This is a genomic window from Bacillus sp. JJ1609, assembly GCF_036967045.1.
GTDB lineage: Bacteria > Bacillota > Bacilli > Bacillales > Cytobacillaceae > Mesobacillus.
This window is the reverse complement of record NZ_JBALSS010000005.1, coordinates 70,783-87,364: the sequence shown is the minus strand read 5'-3', so window position 1 is coordinate 87,364 and position 16,582 is coordinate 70,783. Positions and strand designations below refer to the sequence as shown.

Here is a 16,582-nt window from a genome sequence, read left to right as displayed (position 1 = left end):
AGGCGCTGAAGCTAGACATAAAATAAGTGGCCTAGCTAAAATGGCCGAACTTTTATTCTTTCCATTATACTATTTTTAGATTTTCGCCACAATGAATACAAAAATGATATTTCTGTTAATGAATTTTTTTAGCTGGAAATTTTACTTTTTATCCAAGTAAAACGTTGAGGAACTTTTTGAATAAAGCTGAAGTCGTAAAACCCAATATGCAGGATCTCTTGATGAAAATTCGGGGTGTTATACCTTTGCCTGAAGGTCTGTATTAATTTTTTGCAAAAAAAGGAGCACAGGATAACCTGTGCCGTCAAAGGATTATATTTTTAAAAGGGGGTCAATTTCTACTCTTATAATACCCCATGATTATTTCACTACTGTTACAGAAGAATTAATATATAATTACGTTTTGTTAATTTATACCGCGATGAACTTTTTTTACCAGTTAAAAGGAAATTTTTATAAGTTGAAATGTATTTTTATTCCACACAAAACGAAATGCCCCACAGGCAAAATTCCTGTGGGGTATTTTTTAAGAGTAGCTTAATTAAGCGTTCGCTTTTAATTCTTCAAACAATTCTTCTACATAATGCTGTGCGTTTTGTGCTGCGATACTGCCGTCGCCAGTAGCTGTTACGATTTGGCGAAGTGTTTTTTCACGGATATCGCCAGCTGCGAAGATGCCTGGAACTTTCGTTTCCATAAGCTCGTTCGTTTCGATATATCCGCTGCTGTTTGTGATTCCAAGACTTTCGAATGGCTTTGTTAAAGGAACCATTCCGATGTAGATGAATACACCGTCAGCAGGGAATTCCATTTCTTCCCCATCTTTAGTTGAAACAAGCGTTACGCTGCCAACCTTGCCGTCTTTATCGTTGATTTGCTTAACAGTATGGTTCCAGATGAAGTCGATTTTTTCATTAGCAAATGCGCGATCCTGAAGGATTTTTTGCGCGCGAAGCTCGTCGCGTCGGTGAACGATTGTCACTTTTGAAGCGAAACGTGTTAAATAAACGCCTTCTTCAACAGCAGAGTCGCCGCCGCCGACAACAAGAAGTTCCTTATTTTTAAAGAATGCTCCATCACATACAGCACAGTAAGAAACACCGCGTCCGCCCAATTCCTGCTCGCCAGGAACACCGATCTTTTTATATTCTGCACCTGCAGAAATGATGATTGAGCGTGCCTTATATTCTTTGCTGCCAGCTTTGATCGTTTTGTATTCTTTGCCGTCGATGACTTCTTTTACATCACCATAAGCATACTCAGCACCGAATTTTTTAGCATGGTCAAACATTTTAGTTGAAAGTTCAGGTCCAAGAATGTGGTCAAATCCAGGGTAGTTTTCAACTTCTTCCGTATTGGCCATCTGTCCGCCAGGAACGCCGCGTTCAAGCATCAATGTAGATAAATTCGCACGCGATGTATAAACGGCAGCCGTCATGCCTGCTGGGCCAGCACCGATAATGATGACATCATAAATTTTCTCTTCTGACATGGTGTACAACTCCTTTAAAATCAAAATCCGCATTAACTTCAGTTTTCATTCGAAAATAGTATTTCCTGCCTAAACATATCCTATAAAACAAGAGGAATATAGTCCAAAAATATGCTTAGAAAAATTGGCTGTTCACGGAATTGACAATAATGATTTGAAGTTTAAAAAATAGGATTAAATAGGTGAAAGATTTCCTTGAGAACGTTTTTTCTAACCAGCTTTATCGTTTGACAATTTTCTGAAGGGTGTTATGCTGTTTTACAGATTAATAATTAAATATGCAAAATTCATCTGCTAGGGGAGCCTTTTGTTAAGGCTGAGATTAAAGTGAAACTTTAAGACCCTTCGAACCTGATCTGGATCATACCAGCGTAGGGAAGTGGAGTATCTGGAGCTTTTTTTGTTTCACTTTGCTGCCAATACAACCACTTTCTGCCTGCAGAAAGTGGTTTTTTTATTGGAAAAAAGCATCCTTCGCCGGCAGGATGTTGAATTTTTATAAACTAGGAGGTCTTTTATGTCTACTTTTACACAATTGATCCGCCAAGAAGCAAATCAGATTTGGGAAGCGAATTTTAACCACCCATTCGTCCAAGGAATCGCCAGGGGGACTTTACCACTTGAAAGCTTTAGATATTATATTTTGCAGGACTCCTATTACCTCTCCCATTTTGCCCGTATCCAAGCAATTGGGGCATCGAGAGCTGAGGATCTATCCATAACTGCAAAAATGGCTGTCCATGCCCAGGGTACATATCAGGCCGAGCTTGGTTTACATGAAAGCTTTATGGGACAGCTCGGGGTCACGAAGGAGGACTTGAAAAGCTTCGAGCCAGCCCCGACTGCCTATGCCTATACCTCACATCTTTATCGAGTCGCTGCTTCGGGAAGCCTGGGGGAAATCATTGCCGCCATCCTTCCCTGCTACTGGATATACCACGAGATTGGGGAACTGCTGAAGGATGCTACTCCTGAAACGCCAGTCTACCAAGAATGGATCGCTGCTTATGGAAGCGATTGGTTCAGCAAGCTTGTGAACGAGCAGATCAACCTTCTTGATGCACTTGCAGAAAATGCTTCAGAGAAGGAAAAAGAAAAGATGAAGCAGCACTTTTTGATCAGCTGCCATTACGAGCTGCAATTCTGGGAAATGGCATTCACGCTGGAAGGCTGGACTGTTAATAAATTAAATGCCATTTCAAAGTAAGCTGCGGGTATTTTATCCTCAAATAAATCAAAAAAGTGTCATACCCGCTTTTGGGCATGACACTTTTCTTCAAAATGACTAACCACATTCTGCCAAGCAGAAGGGTTCTCCTCTTACATTAAATGCTGTCTTCTTCATGAAGAAATTCGTTCGCTAAATTTATATATTTTGAAAGTGTTGAAACGGACAGTCCGTATTTACTTGCGACTGCCTGTTTTGAAGTCTTGATATTTCTTAGCTTATCCCAGAGATAATCCACAGCGGCTGCCCATGCTTTCTTATTTTTAAAATCATAGCCAGCTTCTACTGCCTGCTCAAATACTGAAAACCACATGATATAAACACCAGCTTCGTTTTTTCCGATTGGCTGATGGTGATCATACAATAGCTTAGCCGTTTCATGCGCGCCTTTGACTTCTTCCTTCTGATCGTTCAACTTGCCTGAAGCGACGTATGCGAGGTACGATTTCTCGACTTCCGTCATTTTATCCGTCGACTTTTCAGCAGCGAGTATCTCTTTCTTTTTTGAAGAAACAGATGTCAGGAAGAGGGCGAATAATCGTTCTTCAGGATAATCACTGTTCAGCTGATGGAGGATCGCAGCCACCTGTGACTCGAATTTACCGCCTGGGTTTTCTGACCAAGGTTCCATCCCCTCTTTTTCAGGAGAGTATTCGAGAACCTTTTTCCAGATCACTCTTGCGGAATGCTCCCTGCCGGTAAAATAGGATGCGTGCGCCAGCCAGTAATAGAAAGCGCCATCTCCTTCAAATCCTGTTTTCTGCAGCTTCTTCAGCCATCTGTAAGCCAGTTCGTATTCACCAACAAGCGCAAATGTGGCACCAAGCTTGAACTGATGTTCAACGTGGATTGGATGGATTTTCCCCAAAGAATCCCTTAGATTCTGGACTTCCTCGGTCTGGTTCTGATAATGGGCAAATACTAGTGCATTGCACAAGGCGTGCAGGTTACCAGGGTTTTGCTCCAATACATCATTAAGGATTTCCCTCGCCTTAACGGTTTCACCCAGGTAAAAATACGCCAGTGCCAGGTTATTGTAAGCAGACCAGTATTCCGGATACTCTTCGATGACCTCATGGAAAATCTCGATCGCTTTTGGAAATTCGCCAGATTCCAGATGGTTCCTGGCCTCTTCCTGCTTGATGATCAAATCATCTTCTTCATAAAAGTCTTCGTCCATTTCCTCTGCTTCGAGCGTGAGCAGTTCAAGGAGGTCATTGGCATCCTCCGCAAACTCCCCATCTTCATTCAATTCTAAGTAAAGGTTCGCATGCCTGAACGCATCCCTAAATAAGCCCATATGAGCGTAGTTATTTGCTAAGAAATAATGGCATTCTGCCATGTGTTCATCAAGTTCTTCGAGGATCAAGTGCAAAAGACGGTTAGACTGCTGGTATTCCCCCAACTCCGATTGCACAATGGCCAGCTGGCACATGATCATCGGTTCGCCGGGCTCAAGCTGCATCGCGCGCTGGAAATACTTCTCAGCCTTCTTAAGATCCCGTCTATGGAAAGCCTTGACCCCTTTGGTGAAGTAATATTCACCTGTAGGAACGAACGACAGCAATTGTCCCTTTTGCTTCATTGCTTTAGAGTCTTTTCCCATGTGATCCTCCGTAAAACGTTTTTAACTAAGGCTCTTTTCGTATGCCTAGTTGCATTTATGACTCGGTTGCATGGATCCATCCTTTTGATGATCCATCAATGAAAAGATATCCCGAGGCCTTGACCCAAATTCACCTGCTTGGGAAACAGCCGTTAACTAATGTAGTATAACATATGGACAGAGCGTAAGAGAAGATGCGGATTGGAAATTGTAGTGGTGGGGTTGGGGATATATGGTAGTTAGTAACTGGAAACCTTCTAAAAATTTCTTCAGATAAAAAAAACCAGCGCAACTCACTCATCAGCGCTGGATTTCTTCCTCTTATTCAAGACTTCTAGAACGTTTTTAAGTGGCAGTTTTTGTTCCTGTAGGAGTACCATGAGGTGGTAGAGCAGATCGGCGGCTTCCCACTTGAGTTCTTCAGCGTCGCGGTTCTTTGCGGCGATGATGACTTCCGCTGCTTCTTCGCCGACTTTTTTCAGGATTTTATCGACGCCTTTATCAAACAAGTACGTTGTGTATGCGCCTTCTGGCATGTCGCGCTCTCGTTCACGGATTGTTTTTTCAAGCTCGAGCACGACGCTGAAATCGCTCAGTGACGCAGTGTCAGCAGAAGCCTCATCGATTAGCAGACTTTCCGAAAAACAGCTGACCGCACCTGTATGGCATGCAGGACCTGCTGGCTCGACCAGTACAACAAATGCATCCCCATCACAGTCATATTTGATCTCAACGATCTTCTGAGTGTTTCCGCTCGTGCCTCCTTTGTGCCAGAGCTCTTGCCGGGAACGGCTGTAAAACCAGGTTTCACGTGTTTCCAAAGATTTTCCCAGTGATTCTTTGCTCATATAGGCCACTGTCAGTACTTCACGTGTTGACGCATCCTGGACAACAGCAGGAATCAACCCGCTTGCGTCAAATTTTAATTCTTCTATATTCATCTTACAGTCACTCCTTCTTCGCGAAGATGAGATTTTACTTCTTTTACAGATGTTTCGCGATAGTGGAAAATCGATGCGGCCAAGGCTGCGTCAGCTTTTCCTTCTTTAAAAGCGTCAACGAAATGCTCAGCGTTTCCTGCCCCGCCGGAAGCGATGACCGGAACCGTTACTGCTTCACTGACGGCACGTGTGAGTGAAAGGTCAAAGCCCTGCTTCTCGCCGTCACTGTCCATGCTCGTCAACAGGATTTCACCTGCACCAAGCCTGACTGCTTCGTGAGCCCACTCGATGACTTCCAGTTCAGTGGGAGTGCGGCCTCCGTGCGTATATACTCGCCATGAACCAAGTTCTGGATCGTATTTTGCATCAATGGCAACGACTATGCATTGGGACCCGAAAAATGCTGAACCCTCTGCGATTAATCCAGGATTGTTTACAGCTGCAGTATTCAATGACACCTTGTCTGCTCCTGAACGAAGCATTCTTTTCATATCCTCGAGCGTGTTGATGCCCCCGCCAACTGTAAACGGAATGGCCAGCTCTGAAGCTACTTCTTTTACAACCTCAACCATTGTCTTTCTGCCTTCTACGGAAGCAGATATATCAAGGAATACGAGTTCATCAGCACCCTGCTCATCATAAAACCGGGCAAGTTCCACCGGGTCGCCGGCATCGCGAAGCTGGACAAACTGGACACCCTTTACGACGCGGCCATCTTTTACATCAAGGCATGGAATGATTCTTTTGCTCAGCATGATTCATTCCCCGCTTCCAGGGCAGATTTTACCGTGAAACGTCCTTCGTAAATGGCTTTGCCGACGATTGCCCCGCTAACTCCATCTGTGCTCAAAGACTTCAATGCTTTCAAATCGTCCAGCGAGCTGACCCCGCCTGAAGCGATGACGCTTTTTCCTGTTTCTGACGCGAGTTGGCGAGTCGCTTCCACATTCGGTCCTGCAAGAGTTCCATCTGTTGCGATATCGGTAAAAATGAACGTCTCCGCACCTGCGTCTGCGAATCTTTTTCCAAGATCCACTGCAGTTACTTCAGATGTAGTCAGCCATCCGTGGGTAGCAACGAGGCCATTTTTCGCATCAAGGCCGATGGCTATACGGGATCCATATTTCCTCACCATTTCCTCAGCAAACTCAGGATTCGAAACAGCGATGCTGCCAATGATGACTCTGGCAACGCCATTTTCCAGGTAATGATTGATATCGTTTTCGGTGCGGATGCCGCCGCCGATTTGCACATTGACTCCAAGCTCCTGAGCAGCCTTGATGACAAATTCATCGTTGACCCTTTTGCCGTCCTTAGCACCGTCCAGGTCGACCATATGAATCCACTTTGCACCTTCCCCGGCAAATTTCTTGGCCATTTCGAAAGGAGAGTCCCCGTATACGGTTTCCTTATCATAGTCGCCCTGCAAGAGACGGACACATTTCCCGCCGCGCATGTCTATGGCTGGATAGATGGTAAATTTCATAGCTTAGCCTTCCTTTCTGCCGCAAGCTCGGTAAAATTCCTCAGCAGCCCCATTCCGATTTCACTGCTTTTTTCCGGATGGAATTGCATGCCGAATATATTCCCTCTGCCAACGATAGCAGGTACTTCAACATCATAGTAGTCACCGACCGCAACAAGCACCTCATGGTCAGCTGCTTTTACATAATAGGAATGCACAAAGTAGACGTAGTCCTCTTCGATCGCACTCAATAATGGTGAATCACCGGTAAAACGAAGCTTGTTCCAGCCCATATGCGGAACTTTATAGGACTCACCCTGTGCTGTCTTTCCGCTGAATCGCTCCACTTTTCCTGGCAGCAGGCTTAAGCCCTTTGTCAGTCCATTCTCCGTGCTTTCTTCAAACAACAGCTGCATGCCGAGGCATATTCCGAGCACAGGCTTTCCGGTAGCAGCGAAATCGCGGATCGTTTGTGTCAAACCGGTACGATTCAAGGCTTCCATCGCATCACGGAATGAGCCTACTCCAGGGACCAGCAATGCATCTGCTTCAAGCAAACCGGCCTTATATTGTGATATAAAATATGGCGCATCCAGGCGTTCAAGCGCTTTGCTGACGCTGAATAAATTGCCCATGCCGTAATCAACGATGCCAATCATGGTTTAACTTCCTTTCCTGTGCAGGTTCTCGCATTTGATCAAGATTTCGACCTGTAACGTCAGACTTTAGACGAGAGGTCCATCCCTGCTGAAACTATTTACAGCATCCCTTTCGTGGAAGGAACACCTTTTACTCTTGGGTCAATCGTTGTAGCTTCATCGAGCGCTCGGCCCAATGCCTTAAAGACTGCTTCAATCATATGGTGAGTATTTTTACCGTAGTGGACGATGACGTGCAGGTTCATTCTTGCCTCAAGCGCCAGCTTCCATAAGAATTCATGGACAAGTTCTGTATCAAACGTTCCGACCTGTTGTGCCGGAAATTCAGCGCGCATCTCAAGGTGCGGTCGGTTGCTTAAGTCGATGACGACCTGCGCCAGTGCTTCATCCATCGGAACAAATGCATTTCCGTAGCGTTTAATTCCCTTTTTATCGCCAAGCGCCTCGCGTAATGCCTGTCCGATGCAAATCCCGATGTCTTCTGTTGTATGGTGACCATCCACCTCGACATCGCCCTTTGCATCAACCGAAAGGTCAAACTGTCCATGCTTCGCAAACAAATCAAGCATATGCGACAGGAATGGCACTCCTGTTTCGAGTGAGGTCCTGCCTTCGCCATCGACGCCAAATGTCAGGTCGATTTTCGTTTCATTTGTATATCGTTTCACCGTTGAGGTTCTTTCCATTGCTGTTACCTCCGTTCATTCTTGTAAAAATGCTTTTATCAGGGAATATCTCATCTTGAATAAGGGTGTATCGTGAAATTCCAACTAGTCTGAAATCTATTTTAGCCTTGACTCGACTGCACGCGCATGGGCTTCAAGTCCTTCAAGCCTTGCGAAATCGGCTATTTTTGCACCGTTATCTTTCATTGCTTTTTCACTGTAGAGGATGATGCTTGATTTCTTTTGGAAATCCTCGACACTTAACGGGCTTGAGAAACGGGCTGTCCCGTTCGTTGGCAGGACGTGATTTGGGCCGGCGAAGTAGTCGCCGACAGGTTCGGAGCTGTATCTGCCGAGGAAAATCGCGCCAGCGTGCTTTATTTTACCGAGCAATTCAATCGCGTTTTCCGTTACGATTTCAAGATGCTCTGGTGCCAGCTGATTGATTGCTCCGATTGCTTCATCCATATCTGAAGCCACATAGATGGCTCCATATTCTTCAATCGCTGCTTGGGCAATCTCTTTTCTCGGCAATTCGGCCAGCTGTCTGCCGACTTCAGTTTGAACATCTTCCGCAAGTGAGAGCGATGTCGTGACTAAAATCGCGCAGGCTCTAGGATCGTGTTCAGCCTGGGAAAGCAAATCGGCTGCAACCTCTTCTGCCCGAGCAGTATCATCAGCTAGTATGCCGATTTCACTTGGCCCGGCGATCATATCAATCGCCACATCGCCGAAAACTTCGCGCTTAGCAAGAGCAACATAGATGTTGCCTGGACCGGTGATCTTATCCACCGGCTTGATCGTTTCGGTACCATATGCCAGTGCAGCGATTGCCTGTGCACCGCCGATTTTATAGATTTCTTTTACCCCTGCAATATCAGCTGCCACCAGCACACCTGCTGGGAGTTTACCATCACGGTCTGGGGGAGATACCATGACAATCCGTTCAACTCCGGCTGTTTTTGCGGGAATGACATTCATTAAAACAGAAGACGGGTACGCAGCAGTTCCACCAGGGACATAAACACCAACAGAATCAAGTGGCGTGATCTTCTGGCCAAGCATCGACCCATTGTCCTCTGTTGTCATCCATGACGGACGCAATTGTTTTCCATGGTATGTCCGAATGTTTCCTGCTGCTTCGGTAATGATATCAACAAGCTTTTGGCTTACCGTTTTATAGGCTTCCGAAATTTCATCTTGAGTCACTAGAAAGTTATCAAGTGAAACCGAATCGAATTTTTCAGTAAAAGCTTTTATTGCCTGATCGCCTGATTTCCGTACTTCTGCGATGATTTCCTGGACGGCCTTGCGCTGCTCTTCCGTCCCGCCATCTACCGTTCTTTTCAGCGAGATACCCTCATCTATTTGTAAAATTTTCATTAAAAATCAATCCTTTCACAATCCAGGGAGATTGCAAATTCAACAATCCACTATGATGATATTCAGCAATTAAATCACATCGTTAAGCCGTTTGATCAAGTCGCTGATGCGTTCATCCTTGATCCGGTAGCTGACCGGATTAACGATCAGCCTTGAGGTTACCGTTGTAATGGTTTCATACTCAACAAGGCCGTTTTCCTTCAACGTTCTGCCGGTTGAAACGATATCGACAATCCTGTCTGCAAGGCCAATCAATGGTGCAAGCTCGATTGAGCCATTCAGCTTGATGATTTCAACCTGCTCGCCCTGTTCACGGAAATAAGCAGCGGCGATGTTTGGATATTTTGTTGCGATTTTTGGTGCAACGTCATTCATTTTCGTATCCGGAAGTCCGGCAACAGCTAGATAGCAGCCGCTGATTTTCAAATCAAGCAGCTCATATACATCCCGTTCTTCCTCAAGCAGGACATCCTTTCCTGCAATGCCGAGGTCGGCGACACCGTGTTCCACATATGTAGCGACATCCATTGGCTTGGCTAGAATGAACCGGAAGTTTTCATTTTCAACATCGATGATCAATTTTCTTGAATCATCAAATTCGGGAGGCAGTTCAAAGCCTGCGTTTCTTAGCAGCTCGGCTGCTTCGTTAAAAATCCGGCCCTTAGGCATGGCGATTGTCAATTGATCGTTCATTCCACCGCCCCCTTTTCTGCTTTTCCAATGAGGAAGACTACATCTGAGAATGTGTCGGAGCATGTATCCAGATTGCGGACCGTGCTGATGTCCTGCAGAACAATTCTTTCCCCATCCTCACGGCGTTGTGCTGCAAGCTGGTAAGCTTCTCTTCGACGCTCTGGGCTGAACAGAATGCACGTAACAGGTTCTGGTTTCCCTAAATCACCAAGACTTTCAAGCAGGCGGTCAAGTCGAATCGCAAAGCCTGTTGCCCCTGTGGATTTGCCGAATTTCTCGAGCAGCCTGTCATATCGCCCGCCATTGCCAATCGGGAATCCGACCATCCCTGCGTATACTTCAAACAAAATGCCTGTATAGTAGCTCATATGGCTGACAATCGTTAAATCGAATTTGATGCGGTCACTTTCGCCGAAATCTTCAATGACATCCCAAAGCAACGCTAATTCATCAATCGCAGCTTTCCCTTTTCCATTTTCGATTAACTCGGAAGCTTTGCCGATAACTTCAGGACCACCGCGCAATTCGAGGAATGCCAGCAGGCGTTGTGAATCAATCGAGGACAACGGCAATGATTTTACATGCTCACGGTAGCCAACATAATTCTTCTCATATAAAAATTTCGTCAATTCCCTGGCACGGTCTTCAGTTCCAAGAATCTGGACAAACAGCTCATTGACGAAGCCAACATGGCCGACTGACAGCTGGAACTGTTCCAGACCTGCTTTTTTCAGTGAAGAAATCGCAAGAGCAATCATCTCGCCATCTGCACTGACGGAATCATCACCGATGCACTCGACTCCGATTTGTTCGAATTCCGCTGGCCTGCCTCCTTCACGCTGCTGGGCGCGGAAAACATTTGCCGAGTAGGCTAGCCTTAAAGGTACATGGTCGTTAAACAGCTTTGACGCCGCAACCCTCGCGATCGGCGCAGTCATATCTGGCCGAAGCACTAATGTGTGGCCCTGCTGATCCAATAATTTGAATAGCTGCTGATCAAGGATTGCCGATGCGTTTCCGACTGTTTCGTAATATTCAAGCGTCGGAGTTTCAATGAATTGAAATCCCCATCGCTTCATTTCTTTTTCAATATATCCGCGGATTTTATCCTTCGCTTCGTGCAGTTCAGGAAGTGTATCCCTCATGCCAAGCGGCTTTTCAAACATGAACAATCTGCTCATCGCATTCACCCTCTTCGTTGCTGGTGTTTTTTATCTATACCCAAATGGGCAGTAGTTTAATTAAATTATCAAAATCCTTTAGTTCGCTAATATGGTAACAAGATGAAGTTATATGTAGTTTACATTTCATTTTAGTATCCGTCAACCATAACCTCTTCATGTTGTTTGATTAAAAAGAATTGGTTCTTGTTTTTCAGATTTGGATTGCGGGACATCTATTCGTCTTTGTTTTCATTTGAAATGGGAATGCCTTATAGTAAGGTAAGAATCTCGATAAATTAGTGCTTTTTTAAAAAGGGCAAACATAAAGGAGGCTGTCAGCATGAAAATTCTCTGGGATTTGGATGGAACGATTCTTGATTCGTGGCCCACATTAGTAGAAGCATTCACGATTATCGCGGAAAAAGACTTGCCATATGAAGAGGTTCTTCCCCACTTAAAGTATGGGACAGCATATGAGTACTATGGTGTGGACAAAGCGAAAGTGCGGGAATTCCGGGAGATTGAGCGGACACTGCCGCATGAACGTAAGCCGCTTTTTCCATATGTTAAGGATGTACTATCCGAAGCAGATATCAATGTGCTGGTCACCCATCGCAACCGCCGCTCTACAGAGGAACTGCTAGATCACTGGGGATTGAACAGATATTTCGCGGAAGTCATTTGCCCGGCAGATGATGGCTATTCGTTAAAACCAGATATTCACGCCTATCAGTATCTCCATGGCCGTTACCAGCTTGATCTGGCAGTCGGTGATCAAAAGACAGACTTGATCCCTGCTAAAAAAATCGGACTGAAAACATGCTCGTTCCGGGAAGCAAATGAGTTTGCCGACAACACGATTTACTGCTATTCAGATTTTCCATATCCTTTAAAATAGTCGCGTAACGGGATTTTCTTTACTCTCTTTATTAACCATTATCCAAAATAAGTGAAAATCACATAAAAAAACGAAATGGGAGGCCCATTTCGTTTTTTTATTTTGCCGGAGCTTGTCCGTAAATTTCATCTTCAGCCCAGCGCTTTGCAAGCTCTTCCTTCGTGTAGATCACTTGCATTGGATTCCCGCCGACAAAAGCCCCAGCAGGGACATCCTTATGGACGAGAGTACCCGCTGATACAATCGCCCCATCGCCAATCGTGATGCCAGGCATGATGGTCGAATTGGCTCCGATCATGACCTCACTGCCGATATTCACATCACCGAGACGGTATTCCTTGATTAAGTACTCATGCGCGAGAATGGTCGTGTTATATCCGATCACCGTATTGCGGCCGACGCTGATTTTTTCCGGAAACATGACGTCCAGCATGACCATCAGCGCGAACGACGTCTGGTCACCGACCTTCATTCTTAAAAAATTGCGGTACAGCCAGTTTTTCATTCCGAGGAACGGAGTATAGCGTGCAACCTGGATGACGATGAAATTTTTCACTACCTTCCAAAACGGAACGGTTTTATAAACATGCCAGAGAGAATTGGCGCCTTCAACACGATAACGCGTCGTCTTCCTCATCTTACACCCCGAGAATCGGCAGGATATCAGCCATTTTATCTAAAATGTAATCTGGCTTGTATTGTTCTAGATGTTCTCTCCCTTTAATCGACCATGAAACGCCAATCGTTTTCGTGCCGGCATTTTTTCCGCCAAGGATGTCGTGGTGGTTATCACCGACCATGACGGCCCTTTCAGGGGATGAGCCTAATAATTCCAATGCTTTTAAGAGCGGTTCAGGATCAGGTTTTGGATTTTCAACATGATCAAGAGCGACAATCACTTCGAAAAATTCATCCAGCCCTGTCAGCTTCAATCCCATTTCAACTACGTCAGAACGCTTTGTCGTAACAATGCCTAAATGGAAGCCGTTTTCTTTTAAAGTCCTGACCGTTTCGTACACACCTTCAAACTCTTTTACCAAAAGGTCGTGGTTTGCAAGATTATACGTACGGTAAGTTGTAATCATTTCTTCAAAGCCCTGAGGATTCATCGGCTCGAAGGTTTCCTGCAGCGACGGCCCTAAAAATGGCAGGACATCCGCACGCTGATATTGGCCTGGATAATAATGTTCCATCGTATGAAGGAAGGATGAAATAATCAATTCGTTTGTATCAATCAATGTCCCATCTAAATCGAACAGGACGGTGTCTATTTTATTGCTCATATACTGCTTCCTTTCTTTTTGCAAGTTCCGCGCGGTTCCAGATAAAAGCTACTGTAACAGTCAATAATACGGCCACTCCGAGACGAATGAATAATAGAGGCAGCACAGGAATTCCGAGCGGGACAAAAATCAGTGTATCTTCAACGACAGCGTGGCAGGCAACGAGGAAGATGAAGGCAATGGTAACATCTTTCTTGCTGACGCCATCCTCCTGAACGGCCTGGATCATCACGCCCGCCCCATATGCCAGACCGATCAGCAAACCGGCAGCAAGGGTGGTCGAAGTGTTTTCCTTCATGCCAAGCGCTCTTGTCACAGGTGCCATCCACCTGGAGAACACTGCGAGCCATTGCCTATCTTTCATGATTTGGACAACAACCATGAGTGGTATGACGATAATCGCCAGCTGGAAGATGCCGATTCCGGCTTTCGTGACGCTTTCGAGTAAAATCGATCCAACACCTGTTACCGTTTCTGTTTTTGACGGAATCATACCATACTTGGCGATTTCTCCGCCGCCATTCCAAATAAGGTTGATCACGACTGCTGAAGTTATGGCAAGCCCGAAACGGACAAGCAGGATGACCCAGAGCTTGACGCCAACCTTGACACCCACTCCTGATTCAACAAGCATGTTATGGGAGAAGCTCAGCATCACAGCGATGATGAAGACTTCTTTTACCGATAAATCAAGAGTCAAAATGGCTCCGATGGCAGCGTACAGATTAAGAAAATTCCCAATGACAAGTGGAATCGCCGCATCCCCTGACAGACCAATGAGTGACATCATCGGTGTGATCAGATCTATCACCCAGGGCAGCACAGGGGTGTATTGAAGGATTGAAACGATCAAAGTGACAGGAAAAATGACTTTTCCCAGTGCCCAGGTAGTCTTCAAACCTGCCATTAATCCATTTTTCAATGATGAAACCATCGAAGCATCTCTCCCGTTAATTCAGCCTTTTTTTATAAGGTCTCTATACATTTTATTAATGCTGCATGACTTTTATCAGCTAATAATACTTGTTTCGTACTATTAGTTTTACTTAGCTAGGATGCTAGTGTTTGAAAGTTAATTTTGACTTTCCAAATAACGTACCTTGGAATATCCCTTTACTCTTCTGAAAATCCATAAGCCGATCGCCAGTAGGACGAGGGCGATTGAGATCATCTGTGCCATCCTTAGTGTATCTGTCAGCATCAGGCTGTCGGTACGCATTCCTTCGACAAAGAAGCGGCCGATCGAATACCAGATGACATAGCTGAGGAAAATTTCTCCGCGGCCGAGATTGACTCTGCGCAATGACATGAGAAGGATAAAGCCTAGGATGTTCCAGATGGATTCATATAAAAATGTCGGGTGATAATAGGTTCCGTTAATGTACATTTGGTTGATGATGAATTCTGGGAGGTGCAGGTTTTCCAAGAATGCCCTGCTCACTTCCCCGCCATGGGCTTCCTGGTTCATGAAATTTCCCCAGCGGCCGATTGCCTGGCCAAGAATCAAGCTTGGTGCTGCAATATCGGCAAGCTTCCAGAAGGATACTCCTCGTGCTCTTGTGAAAAAGTAGGTGGTTGCGACCGCACCGATCAAGGCTCCATGAATGGCAATTCCGCCATTCCAGATCTTCGGAATCTCTGCCGGGTACTGACTGTAGTACTCCCATTCAAAAATTACATAGTAAAGTCTCGCTGAGATAATCGCGATTGGAATCGCCCATAGCATTAAATCGGCAAAAATATCCTTCGGCAAGCCCCGCTTTTCCCCTTCGCGCATCGCAAGCCATAACGCAATCGCAATTCCCGTCCCAATGATCACACCATACCAGTGCACCTGGATCGGACCAAGCGAAAAAGCTATCGGATCAATCGGCTGAATATTCTTCTCCATATCATTTCCCCTTATTCTCTATAAAGTGTTCGCACTTTAGCACGTTAAACCACCAGGGGTCAGACCCCCAGTGCGTTAATTCGTTAAACTGTTTTAGTGTTCGTCGTGGTCGCCGTCTTCGATGACGTCGGATAGTCTGTTGGTGAATTGTTCTGCTGCGTTGACGCCCATACGTTTTAATCTGAAGTTCATTGCTGCGACTTCGATGATGACGGCAAGGTTTCGGCCTGGCCGGACTGGTATGGTCAGCTTGGTGACGTCTGTGTCGATTATTTTCATGGTTTCTTCATCTAGACCAAGTCTGTCGTATGACTTCTTTTGGTCCCAGATTTCCAGGTTGATAATGAGGGTAATCCGTTTGTGGCTTCGCACAGCCCCTGCCCCAAACAGAGTCATCACGTTGAGAATACCCAGTCCGCGAATTTCAAGGAGATGCTCAATCAATTCAGGTGAGTTCCCGACAAGGTTTCCGATGTCTTCCTGGCGGATCTCGACGCAATCATCCGCTACAAGGCGATGACCTCTTTTAACTAGCTCCAGCGCTGTTTCACTTTTACCGACGCCGCTCTTTCCTGTGATCAGGACACCAATCCCATAAATATCGACAAGCACGCCATGTACGGCTGTTGTCGGTGCCAGCTTACTCTCAAGATAGTTCGTCAGATGGCTGGAAAACCTAGTTGTTTTTTGCTTCGTTCTCATAACGGGCACCGATTCGCGCTCGGCCGCTTCAATCAACTCTGGCGGCACTTCCATGTCACGTGTAACAATAATACCCGGTGTGATATCCGTGCACAGTTTTTCCATCCGGTAAGCTTTGTCCCGAGGGTCCAATTTTTCAAAGAACGTCAACTCTGTTTTTCCGAGCAGCTGAAGGCGCTCTGCTGGATAATATTCGAAATATCCAGCAATCTCCAGCCCTGGCCTTGAAATATCAGTCGTCGTAATCGGTCGGTTGATGCCTTCCTCTCCACTAACCAGTTCCATATCAAACTTTTTTATAATGTCTTTAGTACGGACTTTTGGCAAAGAAGTTCCTCCTTATATAGAACGTTTAATTGCTAGTAAAATTCCCACATGATAACAATACTTTTTATTTTAGCACTTTTTCACTAATAACCAAATATAAGGTGGGAAAAATCAGAATCTGGTGTTTTCTTATTTTTATTGGCTCTGTTAAACACGGCTGTTGATTTTCGTTCCAGGCGCTTCGCT

Annotated in this window: 17 protein-coding genes and 1 riboswitch; of the genes, 2 read left to right on the top strand and 15 right to left on the bottom strand. The window is 45.4% G+C overall.

Annotated elements, in window-relative coordinates; genetic code table 11:
- Positions 1-541 precede the first annotated feature (541 nt).
- A complete protein-coding gene (gene trxB / locus V7654_RS04105) occupies positions 542-1,492 on the bottom strand; it encodes a thioredoxin-disulfide reductase (RefSeq protein ID WP_335428698.1) in 951 nt (316 codons plus the stop codon).
- A gap of 286 nt (positions 1,493-1,778) precedes the next feature.
- Positions 1,779-1,887: riboswitch (TPP riboswitch) on the top strand.
- A 122-nt stretch (positions 1,888-2,009) separates the two neighbouring features.
- On the opposite strand from trxB, the gene tenA reads away from it, so the two are divergent.
- Entirely contained in the window at positions 2,010-2,699 is a 690-nt protein-coding gene (gene tenA / locus V7654_RS04100) for a thiaminase II (protein ID WP_335428697.1), read from the top strand.
- 118 nt (positions 2,700-2,817) lie between these two features.
- On the opposite strand, the gene V7654_RS04095 is transcribed toward tenA, so the two are convergent.
- From V7654_RS04095 to V7654_RS04055, 9 genes are all read right to left on the bottom strand, one after another.
- The gene (locus V7654_RS04095; RefSeq protein ID WP_335428696.1) at positions 2,818-4,326 is read right to left on the bottom strand and encodes a tetratricopeptide repeat protein; all 1,509 of its coding nucleotides are present in this window, start codon (positions 4,324-4,326) and stop codon (positions 2,818-2,820) included.
- Between the two features lie 293 nt (positions 4,327-4,619).
- Positions 4,620-5,267, bottom strand: coding sequence for a bifunctional phosphoribosyl-AMP cyclohydrolase/phosphoribosyl-ATP diphosphatase HisIE (hisIE, locus tag V7654_RS04090; protein ID WP_335428695.1), 648 nt, complete (start codon positions 5,265-5,267; stop codon positions 4,620-4,622).
- Positions 5,264-6,022, bottom strand: a complete 759-nt coding sequence (gene hisF / locus V7654_RS04085) for an imidazole glycerol phosphate synthase subunit HisF (protein ID WP_335428694.1) — start codon at positions 6,020-6,022, stop codon at positions 5,264-5,266. Before hisF ends, hisIE begins: the two co-directional genes overlap by 4 nt.
- Positions 6,016-6,753 carry a 1-(5-phosphoribosyl)-5-[(5-phosphoribosylamino)methylideneamino]imidazole-4-carboxamide isomerase gene (hisA, locus tag V7654_RS04080; protein ID WP_335428693.1) on the bottom strand — a complete coding sequence of 246 codons (738 nt, stop codon included), beginning with the start codon at positions 6,751-6,753 and terminating at the stop codon, positions 6,016-6,018. Before hisA ends, hisF begins: the two co-directional genes overlap by 7 nt.
- Entirely contained in the window at positions 6,750-7,391 is a 642-nt protein-coding gene (gene hisH, locus V7654_RS04075) for an imidazole glycerol phosphate synthase subunit HisH (RefSeq protein WP_335428690.1), read from the bottom strand. Before hisH ends, hisA begins: the two co-directional genes overlap by 4 nt.
- 98 nt (positions 7,392-7,489) lie before the next feature.
- Complete coding sequence (hisB, locus tag V7654_RS04070; protein ID WP_335428689.1) at positions 7,490-8,077, bottom strand: imidazoleglycerol-phosphate dehydratase HisB; 588 nt, start codon at positions 8,075-8,077, stop codon at positions 7,490-7,492.
- A 96-nt stretch (positions 8,078-8,173) separates the two neighbouring features.
- A complete protein-coding gene (gene hisD / locus V7654_RS04065; RefSeq protein WP_335428687.1) occupies positions 8,174-9,439 on the bottom strand; it encodes a histidinol dehydrogenase in 1,266 nt (421 codons plus the stop codon).
- 69 nt (positions 9,440-9,508) lie between these two features.
- On the bottom strand, positions 9,509-10,132 hold the full coding sequence (gene hisG, locus V7654_RS04060) for an ATP phosphoribosyltransferase (RefSeq protein WP_335428686.1): 624 nt from the start codon (positions 10,130-10,132) through the stop codon (positions 9,509-9,511).
- Positions 10,129-11,313 (bottom strand): ATP phosphoribosyltransferase regulatory subunit, encoded by a 1,185-nt coding sequence (locus V7654_RS04055; RefSeq protein ID WP_335428685.1) that lies wholly within the window; start codon positions 11,311-11,313, stop codon positions 10,129-10,131. The genes hisG and V7654_RS04055 overlap by 4 nt, the downstream gene beginning before the upstream one ends.
- A 322-nt stretch (positions 11,314-11,635) precedes the next feature.
- Between V7654_RS04055 and V7654_RS04050 the strand changes: the two genes are divergently transcribed.
- Entirely contained in the window at positions 11,636-12,193 is a 558-nt protein-coding gene (locus V7654_RS04050) for an HAD hydrolase-like protein (protein WP_335428683.1), read from the top strand.
- A 97-nt stretch (positions 12,194-12,290) separates the two neighbouring features.
- On the opposite strand, the gene V7654_RS04045 is transcribed toward V7654_RS04050, so the two are convergent.
- The 5 genes from V7654_RS04045 to hprK all read right to left on the bottom strand — a co-directional run bounded on the left by V7654_RS04045 (position 12,291) and on the right by hprK (position 16,396).
- A complete protein-coding gene (locus tag V7654_RS04045; protein ID WP_335428682.1) occupies positions 12,291-12,830 on the bottom strand; it encodes an acyltransferase in 540 nt (179 codons plus the stop codon).
- 1 nt (position 12,831) lies between these two features.
- On the bottom strand, positions 12,832-13,476 hold the full coding sequence (ppaX, locus tag V7654_RS04040) for a pyrophosphatase PpaX (RefSeq protein WP_335428681.1): 645 nt from the start codon (positions 13,474-13,476) through the stop codon (positions 12,832-12,834).
- Complete coding sequence (locus tag V7654_RS04035; RefSeq protein WP_335428680.1) at positions 13,466-14,410, bottom strand: nucleoside recognition domain-containing protein; 945 nt, start codon at positions 14,408-14,410, stop codon at positions 13,466-13,468. The genes ppaX and V7654_RS04035 overlap by 11 nt, the downstream gene beginning before the upstream one ends.
- A 138-nt stretch (positions 14,411-14,548) precedes the next feature.
- Complete coding sequence (gene lgt / locus V7654_RS04030; RefSeq protein WP_335428679.1) at positions 14,549-15,367, bottom strand: prolipoprotein diacylglyceryl transferase; 819 nt, start codon at positions 15,365-15,367, stop codon at positions 14,549-14,551.
- Positions 15,368-15,460: 93 nt separating this feature from the next.
- Positions 15,461-16,396, bottom strand: coding sequence for an HPr(Ser) kinase/phosphatase (gene hprK / locus V7654_RS04025; RefSeq protein WP_335428678.1), 936 nt, complete (start codon positions 16,394-16,396; stop codon positions 15,461-15,463).
- Positions 16,397-16,582: the final 186 nt, after the last annotated feature.

What these genes read in the sequence shown, in the direction of transcription:
- V7654_RS04050 (WP_335428683.1), top strand. Translation starts at nt 11,636, where the DNA reads ATGAAAATTCTCTGGGATTTGGATGGAACGATTCTTGATTCGTGGCCC.
- V7654_RS04045 (WP_335428682.1), bottom strand. Translation starts at nt 12,830, where the DNA reads ATGAGGAAGACGACGCGTTATCGTGTTGAAGGCGCCAATTCTCTCTGG.
- hisG (WP_335428686.1), bottom strand. Translation starts at nt 10,132, where the DNA reads ATGAACGATCAATTGACAATCGCCATGCCTAAGGGCCGGATTTTTAAC.
- V7654_RS04055 (WP_335428685.1), bottom strand. Translation starts at nt 11,313, where the DNA reads ATGAGCAGATTGTTCATGTTTGAAAAGCCGCTTGGCATGAGGGATACA.
- hisA (WP_335428693.1), bottom strand. Translation starts at nt 6,753, where the DNA reads ATGAAATTTACCATCTATCCAGCCATAGACATGCGCGGCGGGAAATGT.
- V7654_RS04095 (WP_335428696.1), bottom strand. Translation starts at nt 4,326, where the DNA reads ATGGGAAAAGACTCTAAAGCAATGAAGCAAAAGGGACAATTGCTGTCG.
- hisD (WP_335428687.1), bottom strand. Translation starts at nt 9,439, where the DNA reads ATGAAAATTTTACAAATAGATGAGGGTATCTCGCTGAAAAGAACGGTA.
- tenA (WP_335428697.1), top strand. Translation starts at nt 2,010, where the DNA reads ATGTCTACTTTTACACAATTGATCCGCCAAGAAGCAAATCAGATTTGG.
- V7654_RS04035 (WP_335428680.1), bottom strand. Translation starts at nt 14,410, where the DNA reads ATGGTTTCATCATTGAAAAATGGATTAATGGCAGGTTTGAAGACTACC.
- hisIE (WP_335428695.1), bottom strand. Translation starts at nt 5,267, where the DNA reads ATGAATATAGAAGAATTAAAATTTGACGCAAGCGGGTTGATTCCTGCT.
- hisF (WP_335428694.1), bottom strand. Translation starts at nt 6,022, where the DNA reads ATGCTGAGCAAAAGAATCATTCCATGCCTTGATGTAAAAGATGGCCGC.
- hisH (WP_335428690.1), bottom strand. Translation starts at nt 7,391, where the DNA reads ATGATTGGCATCGTTGATTACGGCATGGGCAATTTATTCAGCGTCAGC.
- trxB (WP_335428698.1), bottom strand. Translation starts at nt 1,492, where the DNA reads ATGTCAGAAGAGAAAATTTATGATGTCATCATTATCGGTGCTGGCCCA.
- hisB (WP_335428689.1), bottom strand. Translation starts at nt 8,077, where the DNA reads ATGGAAAGAACCTCAACGGTGAAACGATATACAAATGAAACGAAAATC.
- ppaX (WP_335428681.1), bottom strand. Translation starts at nt 13,476, where the DNA reads ATGAGCAATAAAATAGACACCGTCCTGTTCGATTTAGATGGGACATTG.
- lgt (WP_335428679.1), bottom strand. Translation starts at nt 15,367, where the DNA reads ATGGAGAAGAATATTCAGCCGATTGATCCGATAGCTTTTTCGCTTGGT.